General features: G+C 56.9%; 14 protein-coding genes and 1 pseudogene. 12 read left to right on the forward strand and 3 right to left on the reverse strand.

Annotation, left to right across the window (positions count from 1 at the left end):
* Positions 1-142 precede the first annotated feature (142 nt).
* The 8 genes and pseudogenes from MKY12_RS04870 to MKY12_RS04905 all read left to right on the forward strand — a co-directional run bounded on the left by MKY12_RS04870 (position 143) and on the right by MKY12_RS04905 (position 9,886).
* On the forward strand, positions 143-1,603 hold the full coding sequence (locus tag MKY12_RS04870; protein WP_339313083.1) for a PLP-dependent aminotransferase family protein: 1,461 nt from the start codon (positions 143-145) through the stop codon (positions 1,601-1,603).
* 9 nt (positions 1,604-1,612) lie between these two features.
* Positions 1,613-2,587 (forward strand): D-alanine--D-alanine ligase, encoded by a 975-nt coding sequence (locus MKY12_RS04875; protein WP_339313084.1) that lies wholly within the window; start codon positions 1,613-1,615, stop codon positions 2,585-2,587.
* The gene (locus MKY12_RS04880) at positions 2,584-3,801 is read left to right on the forward strand and encodes an aminotransferase class I/II-fold pyridoxal phosphate-dependent enzyme (protein WP_339313085.1); all 1,218 of its coding nucleotides are present in this window, start codon (positions 2,584-2,586) and stop codon (positions 3,799-3,801) included. Before MKY12_RS04875 ends, MKY12_RS04880 begins: the two co-directional genes overlap by 4 nt.
* A 975-nt stretch (positions 3,802-4,776) precedes the next feature.
* Positions 4,777-5,839: pseudogene (gene cobT / locus MKY12_RS04885) on the forward strand (nicotinate-nucleotide--dimethylbenzimidazole phosphoribosyltransferase).
* Complete coding sequence (gene cobU, locus MKY12_RS04890; RefSeq protein WP_339313086.1) at positions 5,836-6,399, forward strand: bifunctional adenosylcobinamide kinase/adenosylcobinamide-phosphate guanylyltransferase; 564 nt, start codon at positions 5,836-5,838, stop codon at positions 6,397-6,399. Before cobT ends, cobU begins: the two are co-directional and overlap by 4 nt.
* Positions 6,396-7,208, forward strand: coding sequence for an adenosylcobinamide-GDP ribazoletransferase (gene cobS, locus MKY12_RS04895; RefSeq protein ID WP_339313087.1), 813 nt, complete (start codon positions 6,396-6,398; stop codon positions 7,206-7,208). The genes cobU and cobS overlap by 4 nt, the downstream gene beginning before the upstream one ends.
* Positions 7,209-8,000: 792 nt before the next feature.
* Complete coding sequence (locus MKY12_RS04900) at positions 8,001-9,557, forward strand: cobyric acid synthase (protein WP_339314783.1); 1,557 nt, start codon at positions 8,001-8,003, stop codon at positions 9,555-9,557.
* A 2-nt stretch (positions 9,558-9,559) separates the two neighbouring features.
* A complete protein-coding gene (locus tag MKY12_RS04905; protein WP_339313088.1) occupies positions 9,560-9,886 on the forward strand; it encodes a YnfA family protein in 327 nt (108 codons plus the stop codon).
* Between the two features lie 449 nt (positions 9,887-10,335).
* On the opposite strand, the gene MKY12_RS04910 is transcribed toward MKY12_RS04905, so the two are convergent.
* Positions 10,336-12,024, reverse strand: a complete 1,689-nt coding sequence (locus MKY12_RS04910) for a methyl-accepting chemotaxis protein (protein ID WP_036727606.1) — start codon at positions 12,022-12,024, stop codon at positions 10,336-10,338.
* A gap of 301 nt (positions 12,025-12,325) precedes the next feature.
* On the opposite strand from MKY12_RS04910, the gene MKY12_RS04915 reads away from it, so the two are divergent.
* Positions 12,326-13,033 carry a queuosine precursor transporter gene (locus MKY12_RS04915; RefSeq protein ID WP_339313089.1) on the forward strand — a complete coding sequence of 236 codons (708 nt, stop codon included), beginning with the start codon at positions 12,326-12,328 and terminating at the stop codon, positions 13,031-13,033.
* Positions 13,034-13,146: 113 nt separating this feature from the next.
* On the opposite strand, the gene MKY12_RS04920 is transcribed toward MKY12_RS04915, so the two are convergent.
* Positions 13,147-14,241, reverse strand: a complete 1,095-nt coding sequence (locus tag MKY12_RS04920; RefSeq protein WP_339313090.1) for a Xaa-Pro peptidase family protein — start codon at positions 14,239-14,241, stop codon at positions 13,147-13,149.
* 174 nt (positions 14,242-14,415) lie between these two features.
* On the opposite strand from MKY12_RS04920, the gene MKY12_RS04925 reads away from it, so the two are divergent.
* The 3 genes from MKY12_RS04925 (at position 14,416) to MKY12_RS04935 (ending at position 17,222) form a co-directional block, all read left to right on the forward strand.
* Entirely contained in the window at positions 14,416-15,621 is a 1,206-nt protein-coding gene (locus tag MKY12_RS04925) for a PQQ-dependent sugar dehydrogenase (protein WP_339313091.1), read from the forward strand.
* 136 nt (positions 15,622-15,757) lie between these two features.
* On the forward strand, positions 15,758-16,600 hold the full coding sequence (locus MKY12_RS04930; RefSeq protein WP_339314785.1) for an SDR family oxidoreductase: 843 nt from the start codon (positions 15,758-15,760) through the stop codon (positions 16,598-16,600).
* A 118-nt stretch (positions 16,601-16,718) separates the two neighbouring features.
* Positions 16,719-17,222 (forward strand): GNAT family N-acetyltransferase, encoded by a 504-nt coding sequence (locus MKY12_RS04935; RefSeq protein ID WP_209876604.1) that lies wholly within the window; start codon positions 16,719-16,721, stop codon positions 17,220-17,222.
* A gap of 19 nt (positions 17,223-17,241) precedes the next feature.
* On the opposite strand, the gene MKY12_RS04940 is transcribed toward MKY12_RS04935, so the two are convergent.
* Positions 17,242-17,595 (reverse strand): helix-turn-helix domain-containing protein, encoded by a 354-nt coding sequence (locus MKY12_RS04940; RefSeq protein WP_036727611.1) that lies wholly within the window; start codon positions 17,593-17,595, stop codon positions 17,242-17,244.
* Positions 17,596-17,625 lie beyond the last annotated feature (30 nt).

Consider the following 17,625-nt stretch of genomic DNA (forward strand, 5'->3'; position numbering starts at 1 on the left):
GCGGGGACGCCTACCAGCACCGCAGGCGGCACATTCCCGCCCCTCATCCCCCACAGAACCACGCCCGGAAGAAAATCCCGGGGCGGTGGTTCTTTTTTTACGGCAGCGTCTGTGCCATGATAGCTATGGAGGCGATCACAGGATGTTTAAGGATTTCAAGCTCATTGCCGGGCGTCCGGTATCGATCCAGGTGAAGGATTACATGAAGCATCTCATCATCAAAAGCGCGCTCCAAGGCGGGCAGAAGCTGCCCTCGACACGTGAGCTGAGCACCTTGCTGAAGGTCAGCCGGAACTCGGTGATCTCGGCTTACGAGGGGCTGGAAGACGATGGCTTCGCCTACACCGTGCAGGGCCAGGGCAGTTATGTCGCACAAGGCGCGGCAGCGCAGAACGGTGCGGAAGCCGCCCCATGGACGCTGGACTGGACAGAGCGGCTCAGCAGCCAGGCGCTGCTCGCGGAGGAGCTGGACATTATGAAGCGGGGGATACGCGCGGAGAAGGGCACGATTTCTTTTACCAGCATCGCCCCGGATGAGCGTCTCTTCGATCTGGATCATGTGCGCAGAGCGTTCCTGGAGCGTATGTCCGTAGAGGGCAACGTTCTGCTGAATTATGGATATGCCAAAGGCTATAAGCCATTAATAGACTATCTCAAACAATATATGGAGCATAAAGGCGTAGATCTGCGCGGCAAGGATCTGCTGATTACGAACGGGTTCACGGAGGGCTTCGACCTGGTGCTGTCGGCTCTCGGCAAGCGTCATGGCACAGTGGTCTGCGAGAATCCGACGCATCATACGGCGATCAAGAATCTGAAGCTGCACGGCTTCGGAATTAACGGGGTCAAGATGGAGCGGGACGGCATCCACCTCGGGGAGCTGAAGCAGGCGCTGGAGGCGCGGCCATACGACTGTGCTTATCTGGTTCCCTCCTACCATAATCCCACCGGCATCGTCATGTCCCCCGAGAAAAGACAAAGGCTAATGAAGCTGATGCAGGACTATAACGTGCCGGTGATTGAGGACGGGTTCAACGAGGAGCTGCGGTATTCCGGCGCCCATGTGGCTCCTTTAATTGCGGCGGCGGGCGGCGGGAATGGCGTGGTGTATCTGGGGAGCTTTTCCAAAGTCCTGTTCCCCGGGCTGCGGGTGGGCTGGGTGCTGGCGGATGAGGAGCTGATCTATTATCTGGAGAGTGTGAAGCGGGCGCGGACCATTCATACCTCGACGCTCGACCAGTCCATTCTGTATCAATACCTGCTGGGCGGCAACCTGGAGAAGTATCTCAAAAAAGCCCGGCTGGAGTATAAACGCAAATACGAGCTGACCCTGGCCTGCTGTAAGGAGCATATTCCATATGCCTCCTTGTCGGGTGATGGCGGGCTGCATCTGTTCGTAACGTTCGCGGAAGGCTTCAATACAAGGGAATTGCTGACGGTTTGCCATGCGCGGGGGGTTATTTTTACGGCGGGAGACATCTTCTTCACCGACGGTGCAGGGCAGAACACGCTGCGGCTGGGCTTCTCCAGGGTGGCGGATGAGGATATCGAGAGGGGTATTGCAATCATCGGGAAGACAGCACGGCAAATCATGGGAGAATGAGGTGCGGATATGCTAAGAGTAGGTGTGATTATGGGCGGGGTGTCGTCCGAATATGAGGTGTCACTGAAGACCGGCAGGGAGATGCTGAAGGCGCTTGATCCGGCAAAATACACAGCGGTTCCGGTACACATTACCTCGCGCAAAGAGCTGCTGGAAGGGGCAGCGGGACTGGACTTCGCTCTGCTCGCCCTGCATGGGGCCTACGGGGAAGATGGTACGGTGCAGGGAGCCCTGGAGACGCTCGGAATCCCGTATTCCGGTAGCGGGGTGCTCGCAAGCAGCTTATGTATGGATAAAGGGCTGGCCAAGACGGTCATCCGCAGCAAAAGCATCCCCACACCCGATTGGCTGTGCTGGGACAGCATGGACGAATATGCCCCGGAAGCCGTGCAGCGGCTCGGTTATCCGGTGATGGTGAAGCCGAATTCCGGCGGGTCCAGCATCGGCATGACCAAGGTAAGAGGGCCAGAGGAGCTGCGGGCGGCGGTGGAAAAAGCTTTTGCCAGTGCGGATGGAGGCTCTGTGCTCATTGAACACTATATCCCGGGACAGGAGATTACCTGCTCTATCCTGGGGGGAGAAATGCTGCCGGTCATCGGCATTCAATCGCTGGGTGCGGACTGGTTCGATTATGAGGCCAAATACGAGCAGGGCGGCGCGGAGGAGCAGATCATCCGGCTGCCGGATGCGTTGCAGGAACAGGTCCAGACGGCGGCGTTAACCAGCTATCGGGCGCTCAAATGCGCAGTGTATGCACGGGTGGATATGCTGTTGAAGGATGGCATCCCTTATGTGCTGGAGGTGAATACCCTGCCCGGAATGACGGCAACCAGTCTGTTGCCCCAGAGTGCAGAGGCAGCCGGAATGGACTTCAGCAGCCTGCTGGATGAGATCATTACCAGATCGCTGCGTGAGCGCGGGGGGCTGCAAGGTGCATCTGGAGAGGGAGCGCGGACTGTAGAATATGGAGGTGTCAGGCTATGAGCACGATGAGAAGGGACAATGCCTTCATCATTAATCCGCGGTTACAAGAGATTCCGCCTTCGGGCATCCGGGCTTTTTTTGATCTGGCTGCGGGTAACAACGATATTATTTCACTCGGTGTAGGCGAGCCGGACTTCGCTACACCCGAGCAGGTAAGAGCAGCCTGTATCCGTGCGCTGGATCGGGGGGAGACGGGGTACACCTCTAACAGCGGACTGCCGGAGCTGCGGGAGGAGATTGCGGGCTATATGCAGACCAGCTTCGGATTGCGTTACGATCCTGCGGATGAAATCTTGGTTACGGTGGGCAGCAGTGAAGCGGTGGATCTGGCGCTGCGGGCCTTCATGGCTCCCGGGGATGAGATTCTGATTCCTTCTCCGGGATATGTTGCTTACGCGCCTATCGCCTACCTGAACGGCGGGACGCTGGCACCGGTGGAGACGAAGGTGGAGGAAGGCTTCAAGCTTACGGCAGAAGCCTTGCGCAGAGCGATTACCCCACTCTCCAAGCTGCTGATTGTGAATTTTCCGAGTAATCCAACCGGGGCGGTCATGACGTACGAGGACTGGCTGCCGGTGGCTGAGGTGGTGAAGGAGCATGGCCTGATCGTTATTTCCGATGAGATCTATGCCGAGCTGACCTATGACAGCAAGCATGTAAGCATCGCTTCCCTGCCCGGGATGCAGGAGCGGACGGTGGTGATCAGCGGGTTTTCGAAGGCTTTTGCCATGACGGGCTGGCGGGTGGGCTATGCCTGCGGGAACCGTGAGCTGCTCTCGGCCATGCTCAAAATCCATCAATACACCGCCATGTGCGCCCCTGTACCGGGACAGATTGCTGCTGCTGAAGCCCTGCGCAGTGCGCTCCCGGATATGGAGCGGATGAAGGCATGCTTCAAAGAACGCCGCTCGCTGATCGTGGAGGGCCTGCGGTCCGCCGGATTATCCTGCCATATGCCGCAGGGGGCCTTCTATGCCTTCGCTTCGATCGGCCGCACCGGGCTCGGGTCAGAAGAGTTCGCCTTGCGCCTGCTTCAGGAGGCAGGGGTTGCCGTAGTACCGGGCCATGTGTTCGGAGCCGGAGGGGAAGGCTATATACGCTGCTCCTACGCCGCTTCTACGGCGAAGCTGACCGGAGCGCTGGAGCGGCTGGACGACTTCATGAAGATGTCAATGCTGCATAGTGTTGCAGGTAAAAATGTAATTGTAAGATGATTTCATATCACCTATAATCCTTAAAGGAAGAAATAGGGATATTGTAACAGCATTCCGGCCCGCCGCCGGATCAGGAAGCCCCCTTCTTCATTTGGAGGGGGGCTTTTGGGCTTGTAATGGGGGAAGGCTGGGGAGCCGGCAGGAGCTTGATGGTGCTGAAAGTTGGCGGGCGGGTAGACGGTTGGCAGGTAACTAGGTAATTGTGGCGGGATGTAGGCTGGCGTAAGAGAGCAAAGTAGGCGGGGGAGGAAAGAGAGGGAGAAATCCCTTTGATCCTAAAGTGCTTAGGTGCACAAGTGCACCTGATTTCAGCGAAATGGGCCCAGTCGATCGAATGAGGGGTATTAGTGCACCTGATTTCGGCGAAATGGGGCTAGGCGGTCAAATGAGGGGTATTAGTGCACCTGATTTCAGCGAAATGGGCCCAGGCGGTCGAATGAGGGGTATTAGTGCACCTGATTTCGGCGAAATGGGGCCAGGCGGTCGAATGAGGGGTATAAGTGCACCTGATTTCGACGAAATCGGCGAAATGGGCTAGGCGGTCAAATGAGGAGCATTAGTGCACCTGATTTCAGCGAAATGGAGCTAGGCAATCGAATGAGGAGCATTAGTGCACCTGATTTCAGCGAAATGGGGCCAGTCGATCGAATGAGGGGTATAAGTGCACCTGATTTCAGCTAACTTGACCTACCACACGACTACACCATTCCGCCACCCCCGCACACCCGCACCCTGCAACTTTTACACTGTATGCTCATACAGTTGCATCACCTCCAAAGAAGCATTTTGACTAAATTTCTTCTTCACATACAGGCTTAGACTCTTCAGTGCGCTAATGAGCAGCATGGCCTGCAATACTTGCGAATTTGAACTTCAATGACTGTTTCACAACTTCAACGTAACCTGATCAGCAGACACAGATGTATTCTTGCAGCGGGAGCCCGCTTCCGCACTATCTAATAGGAGGCATTATTAATGATCTCAGCCATTCAAGAAGTAACCGGACGGATCGCCCCGCCTGACGAAAAAGCTACCCTGCGCGCGGTGCTCCGCCTGAACAGTCTGACCAAGCCGCCCGGAAGCCTCGGGCGGCTGGAGGCGCTGGCTGTCCGGCTGGCCGGAATCTCCAAAGTAGAGCAGCCCTGCTACAGCAAACGAACGGTAGTGGTTATGGCCGCAGACCATGGGGTCTGCTGTGAAGGCGTCAGTGCTTTTCCGCAGGAGGTCACCATGCAGATGGCCTATAACTTCCTCAGCGGCGGGGCGGCTGTGAATGTGCTGGCCCGTCAGGGCGGTGCTGAGGTACAGTTTGTGGACATCGGGATCAACGGCGATATCGAGCACCCGCAGCTGATTAACCGTAAGGTCCGCCGGGGCACAGACAATATGGGCAGCAGGCCCGGCGATGAGCCGGGAGGATACACTGCGCGCGATTCTGGCCGGAGTTCATGTGGCGCAGGAGGCGGTGAAGAACGGAACGGAGATTTTCATTACCGGGGAGATGGGCATCGGGAATACGACAGCCAGTGCGGCGGTCTTGTGCGCACTCGAAGGCATTCCGGCAGAGACGGCAGCAGGACGGGGGACAGGCATTAACGATGAGCGGCTCCAGCACAAAATCTCGGTAATTGAACGTGCCCTCAAGGTGAATAACCCTGACCCCGCAGATCCGGTTGATGTGCTAGCCAAGGTCGGGGGGCTTGAGATTGCCGGGCTGGCCGGGCTGATTCTCGGAGCGGCGTCCCTGCGGATTCCGGTCATTCTGGACGGCTTCATCTCCGGGGCGGCAGCCTTGATCGCCCGGGCACTGGCGCCGGAATCCACAGCGTATATGATCGCTTCCCATGTCTCTGGTGAGCAGGGGCATAAGCTGATGCTGGACCGCCTCGGTCTGGAAGCGCTGATTGATATGGGCCTGCGGCTGGGAGAAGGCACTGGGGGCGCGCTGTGTCTGCATTTCATCGAAGCGGTCTGCCGGATTATGCGTGAGATGGCAACCTTCGAGAGTGCGGGCGTCTCCGGATCGGAGAGCGTATGAGCATTCTGGTCACGGGAGGGGCACGCAGCGGCAAAAGCGGCTTCGCCGAGCGTCTGACCCGCAAGCTGGCTCACTCGCGGCAGGCGGTCTATGTGGCAACCGGACAGGCTTATGATGCGGAGATGGAAGTGCGGATTGCGTTGCACCGGCAGCAGCGGCAGGCGGACGCGGACGGCTTTCAGTGGGAGACACTGGAGGAGCCGCTTAAGCTCGCAGCGCTACTGGAGCAGCTCTCCGGCAGCGGCCAGACTGTGCTGGTGGACTGCCTGACGCTCTGGCTGTCGAATCAGCTGCTGGCTGTGGAGGAGAGGAGCGACAGGCAAAAATTCGTGGAGGATGAAATTGCTGGTCTGGAGCAGGCGGTCTCCGGCTTCAAGGGAACGCTGATCCTCGTTACCAATGAGGTCGGCGGCGGCATTGTGCCGGAGTATCCGCTGGGCCGGCTGTACCGTGATTTGGCCGGAAGGATGAACGCCCGGCTTGCTGCCCGGTGCGGGCAGGTATTTCTTGTTACCGCCGGAATCCCGGTTGAGCTGAGAAGCCGGGAGTATCTTCTGTGAGTGCGCGGGGGAGCGCCGCAGCCGCGTTTCAGTTCCTGACGCGGTTTCCGGTCAGAAGCAGCGGGGAGTTCTCGCCGGAGCTGCTGCGCGCGAGCGTGGTCTATTACCCGCTCGTCGGGGCAGCCATCGGCCTTAGCACGGCGCTCGGTGCCGCAGCGGCAGGCTGGCTGCTGCCGGCTTGGCCTGCCGCTGTCGTCACCCTCATCCTGTGGGTGGGGCTGACCGGCGGGCTGCATTTGGACGGCTGGATGGACACTGCCGATGCCCTGCTCAGCTACCGCTCCAGGGAGCGGATGCTGGAGATCATGAAGGACAGCCGTGTCGGCGCTATGGGCGTGTTGGCCTGCGTGCTGCTCCTGCTGCTGAAGGCCTCGCTGCTGGCGGCATGGCTCGAAGGCGGCAGCTTCAGCCTGCTGCCGCTGCTCCTGCTGCCGCCGGTCTGGGGCCGCTGGTACATGGTGCGGGCGATGGCCCGCTATCCCCTGGCCCGCGGCAATGAAGGGCTGGCCGCCACCTTCGGCGGGCTGCCTGCCCGGCAGGAGCGGCGCGCGGGCCTGAGCGCCGCACTGCTGACGCTGGCCGCTGCCGCTGCGCCTCTGGCGCTGGGCGCTGGCGGCGGGGCCTGGCCGCTGCTGGCGGCTGCGGCCATCCTGGCGCCGCTGGCGGCGGCGGCCTGCGGCCGGCTCGCGGCCCGGCGGATTGGCAGCCGGCTCGGCGGGCTCACCGGCGACGTCTACGGCGCGCTGGGCGAGCTGCTGGAGACGGTGGTCCTGCTTGTGCTGGTACTGGCCCAGCACAACCTGCCTTAGCGGGCTGCGCGGCAACCGCACGCGTCCGTCTGAATTATGCGCCGTGCCTACGCAGCATTTAAGCGCCGCTTCGCGCCGCGCACGTAGCGAACAATTAGTGATACATGTATTCTTTGCAACTAAAAACAGTGAAACGGCAGGCTTTCTTCTTGTAACTGTAGTCTGTACAACTAAATTTACCTGAATGGGCGAAAATCCAGATATAGAGGCTGTTTAATTGCACGAAATACAGCTAAACGGAGATTCGGCGGCAGACCAGGCGATTTAGTTGTACAAACTTCAATTCCGCCACCCCTTGTACCCTTACCGGGGCACGGCGAACCCTTAAGGACTGAAAAAGTAAATTCGATGGGCCAAATGTATGCGGAAAACCGAACACAATTCGGTAGCGCGGAGGTATTCCGGCCAAATGTATGCGGAAAACCGAACACAATCGGTAGCGCGAAGGTATTCCGGCCAAATGTATGCGGAAAACCGAACACAATCGGTAGCGCGGAGGTATTCCGGCCAAAAGTATGCGGAAAACCGAAGACATACTAGGTGGTTTCGTGTAACTAATCGCTGCTTCGCCCTGCCCTTGTGCGCCGCGCCGGCCCTTCACCTATACGCCGCACAACCCGGCGACCAACACCTGCGCAGCCGCTAAGCGCCGGCAGCAGCAAGAAAGCGAGGAAGATGAACATGGAAGATACAGCCTCATATATAGGCGCAATAGGCGCAATAGGCGCAATAGGCGCACTAGGCGCAGCCCGGTCAGCGGAATCCGGGTCTCGGCGGCCCGGCGCGGTGCTGATGATCCAGGGGACAGCCTCCGATGTCGGCAAAAGCCTGGTCACTGCCGCCATCGGGCGGATTATGACCCGGGACGGCTACCGGGCGGCCCCGTTCAAGTCGCAGAATATGGCGCTGAATTCCTATGTCACAGCGGACGGCAAGGAAATCGGCCGTGCCCAGGGGATGCAGGCGGAAGCCTTCGGCATTACGGCTACCAGCGATATGAATCCGATTCTGCTGAAGCCCTCCGGGGAGATGAGTGCGCAGATTGTCGTGCATGGGGTGCCGCATGCCGCCCTCAGCGCGAGGGAATACCGTGAGAAGTTCCTTCCCGAAGCTAAGGACACCGTAATGGATGCGCTCGGGAGGCTGCGGGAGGCTTATGATATTGTGCTGATGGAGGGTGCGGGCAGTCCGGCGGAAATCAATCTTAAGAGCCGGGATATCGTCAATATGAATCTGGCCGGATGGGCAGATGCGCCTGTGCTGCTGGTCGCCGACATTGACCGCGGCGGGGTCTTCGCCTTCATCGTCGGCACCCTGGAGCTGCTGGAGCCGCATGAACGCGCCCGGGTGAAGGGCTTTATCATCAATAAATTCCGCGGGGATGTCTCCCTGTTACAGCCCGGACTAGACTGGCTGGAGGAGCGTACAGGCATCCCGGTACTCGGGGTGCTGCCGTTCCTGCCGCAGCTGCGGATTGAGGCGGAGGATTCCGTAGTACTGGATGGAACGTCCGGCCGTCAGCGGGAGGATTCCGCGAAGGAGCTTGATATCGCGGTCATCCGTTATCCGCGGATCTCCAACTTCACCGATTTCGATCCGCTGGAGGAGGAGCCGGATACCGTCTTACGCTACGTGCAGTCTGCAGATGAGCTGGGAACGCCCGATGTAATTATCCTGCCGGGCACGAAGAACACCGCTGCTGACCTGCAATATCTGCGCGAGCAGGGTTTCCCGGCTGCAATCGAGCTTGCGCTGGAGCGGGGAACGCAACAGCTTGCCGGGATCTGCGGCGGGTATCAGATGCTGGGTTTGAAGCTGCTTGATCCCCATGCCGTAGAGAGTACGGAACCGGGGGAGAGCGAGGGGCTGGGATATCTGCCGCTCTCGACAGCTTTTCTCCAGCACAAGACTACGGTGCGGGTGAGCGGCGGGCTGGCTGCGGATCATCCCCTGCGGTTAAGCACCACAGCCAATGGTGTAATACCGGAAGTTTTGCCTGTCGCTGGTTATGAGATACATATGGGAACAACCACGAACCACGATCCGTCTTCTGTACTCAGCCTGTTTACGCTGGCCGGACCGGAAGGACAGGCTGTGCCGGAGGGTTGGGGAACCCGGGACGGTAGAGTCTGGGGCAGCTATCTGCACGGGCTGTTCCATAACGATGCCCTGCGCCGGAGCTGGCTGAACGGACTGCGCAGCTCCAAGGGGCTGACACCGCTAACGGCGACCTTCTCGGCTGCCGAACTCCGTGAACAGGAATTTGACCGGCTGGCAGATGCTGTGGAGTCCCATTTGAATATGGCTGCGGTATATGCAATCATGGGTCTGCCTGGAGGGGGAGAATAGCCATGCTGCTTGCGGTGCTGCTGTTTGTTGTAGCTGGTCTCGCTGAGATCGGCGGCGGATACCTCATCTGGCTCTGGCTGCGGGAATCGCACCCGTTATGGTATGGATTAGCAGGTTCGGTTATCCTGATCGCCTATGGTATAATCCCGACCCTGCAGAAGTTCCCTTCGTTTGGCCGGGTATACGCCGCTTATGGCGGAGTATTCATCGTGCTGGCTGTACTGTGGGGCTGGCTGGTGGACCGCAAGACGCCGGATCTCTACGACTGGATCGGGGCCGGCATCTGTGTCATCGGGGTATCCGTCATTTTATGGGCGCCAAGGCACTGAGCAACAACCTTCACTTTTCCAAAAAAAAGCAGTTCCAAAGGCCACATCGCCTCGGGAACTGCTTTTCTATTTAATAGCTGGTCCGGCGGATCTTCAAGCTCTGTATCAGTATCAGTATCAGCGTCAAAAATAGTTGGATTTTCGGCACTTGTTCATGCACCACCGGTACCTTACCAAGCAATAGTTGGAAAAAAGGCACTTAAAAAAGCTGGAATTACCGAAAAAAGAGAATTCACCCGATAATAAGTTACACTTTTCCAACTAAAATCCTCTAGCGTTCCAAAATTTCCGAATTAAGATACATTTATCCAACTAAATCCTGCATCACGCTAACGGCAGCAGCATTCACAGAGGTCCCAGCACTCCCTTCCACTAAACAAGATACCGTTTGAAAATCAATTCACACTATAAGCGCTCCCGCTATCTCCACATAACCGCTCTTAGCACCCTCAAATCTTAAACTGCTGAGCGGCCTTCTGCAGCTTCACGGCCTGCTGGTAGAGGTGCTCGACAGTTAGGGCATGGCCCTCCAGCTCTTCATGCTGGCGTGCCGAGTTGTCGGCAAGCGTGTCTGCGTTCTGCTGCGACTTGGCGGTAATCTGCGCCGTTTCTTCTACAGAGGCACTGACTTCCTCGGTACCTGCCGAGATCTGCTGAGTGGCGGCAGAGACGGACTGGATGCTGTGATTGATGCTCTGAATGAGGATCAGCAAGTGGTTGAAGGCGTTGCCTGCTTCGACCACCTTATTCACTCCGGAAGCCACTTCAGCGTTGACATGGTTCATTTCGGATACGGACTGGTTCATATCCTCCTGCAGACTCAGCAGGAATTCACGGATCTGCTCATTGGATTCCTTGGACTGCTCGGACAGCTTACGCACTTCCCCGGCCACCACAGCAAATCCGCGGCCATGCTCCCCGGCACGGGCAGCCTCAATGGAAGCATTGAGCGACAGCATCTGAATCTGCTTGGTAATCTCAGTAATCCCCTGCACGACTTCACCGATCATCAGCGAGCGTTCGTTCATCAAGCGGAACTGCTCCAGTGACTGTTCGGAGGCCTGCTCTACCTGGCGCATCTGCTCCACTGCACTCTGGGCAATATCATTGCCGCTCTGGGCTTCGGTGGAAGCCTCGCTGATCTGCTCGGTGACCTCACCGGCGGCGGAGGCAATATGCTGGATGCCCATATTGATCTCATCCATGGCGCGGGAGTTATCCATCGCGCTGCTGGCAATCATGGTACTGCCCTTGCCGATCTCTTCCACAGAGGCCGCTGAATGTTCAGCCATCTCATTAAGGATCTGGACACGCGTCTTCAGATCATTGGAATCGGCCACTACTGTCCCGGAGGTATCCAGCACATGTCCGATCATCTCCTTCAAGCGCTCACTCATGATGCGGAAGCTCTCGGAGAGCTGTCCGACTTCATCGGTACCCTTAAGCGTGAGCGCTTCGGTGAAGTCGCCGCCTGCCAGCTTGTTGCTGTAGGCCGCAAGCTTAGAGATCGGACGGGTGATTCTGCGGCTCATGAAGCCAGCAGCAGTGACGCCTACCACCAGCGCCAGCAGGGTAATTCCTGCGCTTGTCCACAGGATGCTGCTCATTTTGTCTTGGACGAAGTTCATATCGGCGCTTGCAGCTACAATCATGGTTGTTCCGGGAACACCGACATAGGCACTTTTATGTATACCGTGGCTATCACTATAGATTTCACTAAGCCCTGTCTTTCCTTTGGAGGCTTGCTCCATGGCAGGCGATACTTCTAAGGCTTCATCCGGCTGGAGCTTGGCGCCATGATCTGCGGTCAGGACAGTGGCCTGGCCATCCTTCAGATTGATGAGGAAGAGAGTATCCACATCCAGCTTTTTACGCTTGTCTTCCAAATAGAATTCGACATTGGTCCTGGCCTGCTCATTCTTGTTCAGGGTCTGCTGCGCACTGGTTGCATTCAGGTTCTTATAGGCATCCTGGGCGGCGGCACTCAGAGACTTGTCGATCTGCGGAATGACATAGCTGTTAATGGTGCCGATAGATATAATGTAGAAGCTGATACTCAACGTAAGAGAAGTGAGTAGCAAAACGACAAACAGCAACAGCGTAAATTTGCGACTAATTGATTTTTTGAAGCCAAACATGGCATTCGCTCCTTTTTACGTGAAATGCATCTTAATCTCCATATTCTATAGAATTAACCTCCGGTTGAATAGTGAAAATTTGCAATATACTGCATTATTTTCAGAAATAACTGAATATTTAATGACTCTATCACTATTTCGGCAAAAAGAAGCAACGAAATGCCGTTTTTCTGAAAATTTAAAATTTCATAGCATGTTAGCTTTGTATGTGATAGAGTAGTAATGTTTTGTTTCTTGAATACTGCGATCCGCGGTTCGTAACCATCCCGCGTAACCAAAACTAGGAGGAATACCAGGCATTATGTTTAATTTGTTGTGGGGCGTTTGTTTTGTTGTCGTTAATTTTGTGTTTTTTCTGCTGTGCTACCGCTTATTCGGTAAAAAAGGGCTCTACGCCTGGGTCGGCATGGCGACCGTAGTCGCTAATATCCAGGTCGCCAAGACGATTGCGATGCCGTTCGATATCGTGATGACGCTGGGCAATACGATGTATGTCACACTCTATATGACCAGTGACCTGCTCAATGAGCGGTATGGCCGGGCTGAAGCGCGGAGCGCTGTATGGTTCGGCTTCTTCACGCTGCTGATGACGACCGTCATTATGCAGATGGTGCTGGTGTTCAAGCCGCAGGAGACGGACATTGCCCAATCCGCGCTGCAGACGATATTCGGCCTGATGCCGAGACTGGCGCTGGGCAGTCTGACCGCTTATTTTATCAGCCAGTTCCTGGATGTACGGCTCTACGCCTGGATACGAAAATATTACGGCAGCTCTAAGCAGCTATGGATTCGCTCGAACGGCAGCACGATGATCAGCTCCTTTGTCGATACGCTGATCTTCTGCACGATTGCTTTTGCCGGAACCTATGACATGAAGGTGTGGACCGAGATTCTGCTGACCACCTACCTGTCCAAGTTCATCCTCACGGCCGCCGGCACGCCGGTGCTGTATCTGGGCCGTTCCTTCAAATTCGCCGAAGAAGAGCAGAAGCCTGTTATCCGGGAGTAAGTCTCCCCATTATAAAGCCCCAGCCCCGAAGATCGGGAGACTGGGGCTTTTGTGTGCCGTGATGTATAGCGGACTCGCGAACTAACTTGAAGCTTCCTGAACGCTCAGCAGAATTACAGGTTAAGCACTGTCCATTCTTTGGGGAAGCGGGTCAGCGTCTGCGGACCTTCGGCGGTGACCAGCACATCGTCCTCAATGCGCACACCGCCGAGACCCGGCACATAAATTCCCGGCTCTACGGTGAAGACGTTGCCGTTCTGGATAATATCCGTATTCAGCCCGTGCAGCGAAGGATATTCATGGGTGTCCATGCCCAGCCCGTGTCCGACACGGTGCATGAAGTACTCTCCGTAACCTGCGGCGTCAATGACATCACGTGCCGCTTTGTCGACAGAACCGAAGGACGCTCCGGCCACGGAGGCGGCAATGCCCGCTTCATTGGCAGCAAGCACAGCACTATATATATCACGCAGTCTGCTGTCCACTTCACCTACAGCGAAGGTGCGGGTAATATCGGAAGCGTAGCCTCCGGCATACACACCGAGGTCGAACATAAGCAGATCGCCCGGCTGAATAAGGCGTTCGCCCGGTACGCCGTGTGGGAGGGCCGTTTTCGGACCGGACAGCACCATCGTGTCGAAGGAGGGGCCGGAGGCACCGGTTTTTTTCATCAGATACTCCAGCTCCGCTACCAGTTCAATCTCGCTGACGCCGGCTTTGACATGCGCCAGACCCTGACGGAGAACCTCCTCCACCAGCTCGGCGGCATGCTGCATGATGCGCACTTCCTCCGGGGTCTTGACCGCGCGCATCGCCCGTAGCAGATGGCCGATATCCTGGTAGGAACCGGCGGCGACCGCTTCTGCGAGGAGTTCATACCGGCTGACGGAGAAGTGTTCCTTCTCGATGCCGATGCTGCCCGGACTAACATTGCCGAAGCGTGACTTCAGCAGAGCGTACGGGTTGTCCGTGTCACTGTGTGTCAGAATCGTCTTCACCGAGGAGGCGGCATGCGCGGCTTCGGCGTCCAGCGCCGGAACGATCAGCACCGGGTTCTCGCCCCGGATCAGCAGCAGGCCCAGAAAACGTTCATGCGGGTTGCTGGCAAAGCCCGTCAAATAGTACACATGCTTGGGATCGGTTACGAGCAGGGCATCCAGGCTTGCGGCTGCCATGTCCTGCTCCAGTTGTTGCAGAGCTGCATTCATTTCATTAGTTCCCCTTTCATCTACACGCTTGAACAGCAATGTTCCCATTATAATTCATAAAAATGGATGCTGCACCTCCCGTTATCACTGCAGCCTCAGTCGTTTGAGGAAGAGAAGCACAGGGTAATAGTTGCCACAATCAGGATCTGATAATACTTGAAGGAGGTTAGGAATATGAATGGATCAAAAATAAGGTTACTCTCCCGGACCTGTCTGCTGCGTGTAACACTGGTCTTGCTGATGACGTTGCTGTCAGCCTGCACTTCTGCTGCACAGGAGGATAGTCTGCAGGAGAATGGGGCAGAAGGCAGTCCGCCGGTCAACGCCCAGCCTGATGAAGCTCCGGGTGTATCCCCGGATTTCCCCTATACTGCTGAGACTTTAGCCAGCGGACTGGAGGTTCCCTGGGAGATGGCGTTTGCAGCGGATGGACGAATTTTCATTACAGAGCGTTCCGGCAGCCTGCGTGTCATGGAGAACGGCAAGCTGCGCGATGCTCCGCTGCTGAAGCTCTCGGATCCTTTTGTCAGCAAGGGAGAAGGCGGGCTCTTGGGGCTTGCGCTGGATTCTGATTTTGAGCAGAATGGACGGGCTTATGTCTATCACACATACCGTACCGAAGAGGGCGAACCGGCGAACCGGGTGCTGCAGCTTCAGATTGGAAGCAGCTCAGCAGAGATCAGCCGGGTTCTGCTGGATCAAATACCTGGCGACAACAATCATAACGGCGGACGGATCAAGATCGGGCCGGACGGGAATTTGTACATCACCACAGGTGACCGCTATGAGCCGGAGCTGGCGCAGGACAAGGATAATCTGGGCGGCAAAATCCTGCGGATTACGACCAGCGGCTCCATCCCCGAAGACAACCCGTGGCCCGGATCGCCGGTCTACAGCATGGGTCACCGCAATGCCCAGGGGCTGGCCTGGCAGCCGGAGAGCGGGTCGCTCTACAGCTCCGAGCATGGGCAGTCCAATCATGATGAGCTGAATCTCATCAAGGCCGGAGCCAATTATGGCTGGCCGCTGATCGAAGGCGATGAGACCGGAGACGGCCAGCCGAAGCTGGTGACTCCGCTGGTCCACAGCGGAGAGGAGACCTGGGCTCCGTCAGGAATGACCTTCATTACGCAGGGACCCTGGGCCGGTGAGCTGCTGGTTGCAAGTCTGGCCGGACAGCAGCTCCTAAGGGTATCGCTGCCGCCTGCGGGCGGAACGCCTTCCATTACCAGCCTGTTCAAGGAAAAGTACGGGCGAATCCGTAATGTGGCGGAAGGGCCGGATGGTACTCTGTACCTTATGACCAACAACCGCGACGGCAGAGGAGATCCGCAGGCGCAGGATGACCGGCTGATTGCGCTGCGTCCGGACTGGAAGTGAAGAATGGCCGTTTTTTGACTATGTTAACCCTCTGAAATGATGTAACATAACCTTAACTAGCATATACTTACTCGGATTAGGCCAGGCCGCTACAATTGCCTATAGGACCTATATGCAGGAGAGGGGGAAGATGTCCATGCAAGGAAAAACGGTGCTGGTCACCGGTGCAAACTCCGGGATGGGGCTGGCTACAACCGTGGAAATGGCCCGCAGGGGAGCAACTGTCATTATGGCCTGCCGCAGCCTTAAGCGGGGGGAAGAGGCTCTTGCCGAAGCGGTGCGGCAGAGCGGCTCCAGCCAGATCCGGCTGATGCTGTGCGATCTCGCTTCCTTCGATAGCATTCGCGCTTTTGCCGGGGCGTTCACTGCCGAATATCCTGTGCTGGATGTTCTGATCAATAACGCAGGGGTGGTAGCGCTGAAGCGTGAGCTGACAGCAGATGGCTACGAGCTGGATCTGGGCGTGAATCATCTGGGGCACTTTCTGCTGACCCACCTGCTGCTGGATAACCTCAAGGCTGCTGAACAGGGGCGGATTGTTGTCGTGGCATCGGGAGCGTATAAGATCGGCAAGCTCTATCTGGAGGATCATACGCTGTCGCGCGGCTTCAATCCGGCCAAAGCGTACGGCCGCTCCAAGCTGGCGAATATTCTCTTCACCCGTGAGCTGGCTGCGCACCTGAAGGGAACGCAGGTGACGGTGAACAGCCTGCATCCGGGTGCAGTGGGAACGAGCATCGGCGTGAACCGGGAGACGGGCTTCGGACGCCGGGTTCTGAATCTGGTGTCCTACTTCTTCCTCACTCCAGAGCAGGGGGCGGATACGGCCATCTATCTGGCGACTGCACCGGAGCTGGACGGGGTAAGCGGACAGTACTATTACCGGCGCAAGATCAAGGAACTGACGCCACGGGCAGAGGATGCAGAAGCGGCTGCACGATTATGGAGGTGGAGTCTGGAGCAGACGGGACTTGAGTAATGTGGTTTCAGTAGGGTTGCTTCAGCATTGCTGCAACTGTAGAGCTACTGCGTAATATGATCGGCTTGGAGTATAATTAATGTACAGTGCTTATACCACAATTAGGAGGAAATAGAGCATGGAATGGCAGGCTTATAACATAGAGGATGCACGAATTGAGGATTTGGGAGCAATTGTGGAGATCTATAATTCAACGGTTGCCGGAAGAGTGGTAACTGCGGATCTTGAACCGGTTAGCGTGGAGGAGCGGGTGGGATGGTTCCATGAGCATAGCAGCCATCACCGGCCGCTGTGGGTACTGAGACAGGGCGGCGAGATCGCCGCCTGGTTCAGCTTCCAGTCGTTCTACGGACGTCCGGCTTACAATGGAACAGCAGAGATTAGTGTCTATGTAAATGAGAAATTCCGCGGCAGCGGTGCGGGAAGTATTCTGCTGGCCAAGGCGGTGGAGGAATGTCCGCGCCTTGGGCTGCAGAATCTGGTCGGGTTCGTATTCGGCCATAACGAGCCCAGCCTCGCCTTGCTGCGGAAGTTCGAATTCAAAGAATGGGGGCTTTTGCCGGGAGTCGCGGTGCTAGACGGCATCCCGCGCGATCTGGTCATCATCGGCCGCAAGCTGTAAATATATAAATCGACAGGCCTTATTGAGGTTGCGGAGGAGCGCTGAAGGCGGAACGGCATTCCTCTTCCGTAATCCAGGATTCCGACCAGACCTGGAGATCGCGGATGACGGATTCCAGCGCCCGGCCTTTGCCTGTAAGCGAATACTGGATGCGGACGGGGGTCTCAGGGAATACCTCGCGCAGCACGATGCCTTCCTGCTCCAGCTCCTTCAGCCGTTCGGACAGCAGCCGGCCGCTGACAGGCAGCGAGGACTCAATTTCCCCGAAGCGCTGGGGACCCTGCAAAAGCTGATAGATGATTAAGCCCGTCCAGCGTCTGCCGATAATATCCATGCTTTTTTGTAATCTTGGACATAACTCTGTGGATTTCATTAGGCTCACCTCTTACTGTACATTATAAAC

The organism is Paenibacillus sp. FSL M7-0896 (assembly GCF_037975415.1).
GTDB classification, from domain to species: domain Bacteria; phylum Bacillota; class Bacilli; order Paenibacillales; family Paenibacillaceae; genus Paenibacillus_AQ; species Paenibacillus_AQ silagei.

Bases quoted from the DNA above. Each gene is read 5' to 3' on its own strand.
- MKY12_RS04935 (WP_209876604.1), top strand. From the start codon at position 16,719: ATGGAATGGCAGGCTTATAACATAGAGGATGCACGAATTGAGGATTTG.
- MKY12_RS04940 (WP_036727611.1), bottom strand. From the start codon at position 17,595: ATGAAATCCACAGAGTTATGTCCAAGATTACAAAAAAGCATGGATATT.
- MKY12_RS04910 (WP_036727606.1), bottom strand. From the start codon at position 12,024: ATGTTTGGCTTCAAAAAATCAATTAGTCGCAAATTTACGCTGTTGCTG.
- MKY12_RS04900 (WP_339314783.1), top strand. From the start codon at position 8,001: ATGATCCAGGGGACAGCCTCCGATGTCGGCAAAAGCCTGGTCACTGCC.
- MKY12_RS04925 (WP_339313091.1), top strand. From the start codon at position 14,416: ATGAATGGATCAAAAATAAGGTTACTCTCCCGGACCTGTCTGCTGCGT.
- MKY12_RS04905 (WP_339313088.1), top strand. From the start codon at position 9,560: ATGCTGCTTGCGGTGCTGCTGTTTGTTGTAGCTGGTCTCGCTGAGATC.
- MKY12_RS04915 (WP_339313089.1), top strand. From the start codon at position 12,326: ATGTTTAATTTGTTGTGGGGCGTTTGTTTTGTTGTCGTTAATTTTGTG.
- MKY12_RS04875 (WP_339313084.1), top strand. From the start codon at position 1,613: ATGCTAAGAGTAGGTGTGATTATGGGCGGGGTGTCGTCCGAATATGAG.
- MKY12_RS04870 (WP_339313083.1), top strand. From the start codon at position 143: ATGTTTAAGGATTTCAAGCTCATTGCCGGGCGTCCGGTATCGATCCAG.
- cobU (WP_339313086.1), top strand. From the start codon at position 5,836: ATGAGCATTCTGGTCACGGGAGGGGCACGCAGCGGCAAAAGCGGCTTC.
- MKY12_RS04930 (WP_339314785.1), top strand. From the start codon at position 15,758: ATGCAAGGAAAAACGGTGCTGGTCACCGGTGCAAACTCCGGGATGGGG.
- MKY12_RS04920 (WP_339313090.1), bottom strand. From the start codon at position 14,241: ATGAATGCAGCTCTGCAACAACTGGAGCAGGACATGGCAGCCGCAAGC.
- MKY12_RS04880 (WP_339313085.1), top strand. From the start codon at position 2,584: ATGAGCACGATGAGAAGGGACAATGCCTTCATCATTAATCCGCGGTTA.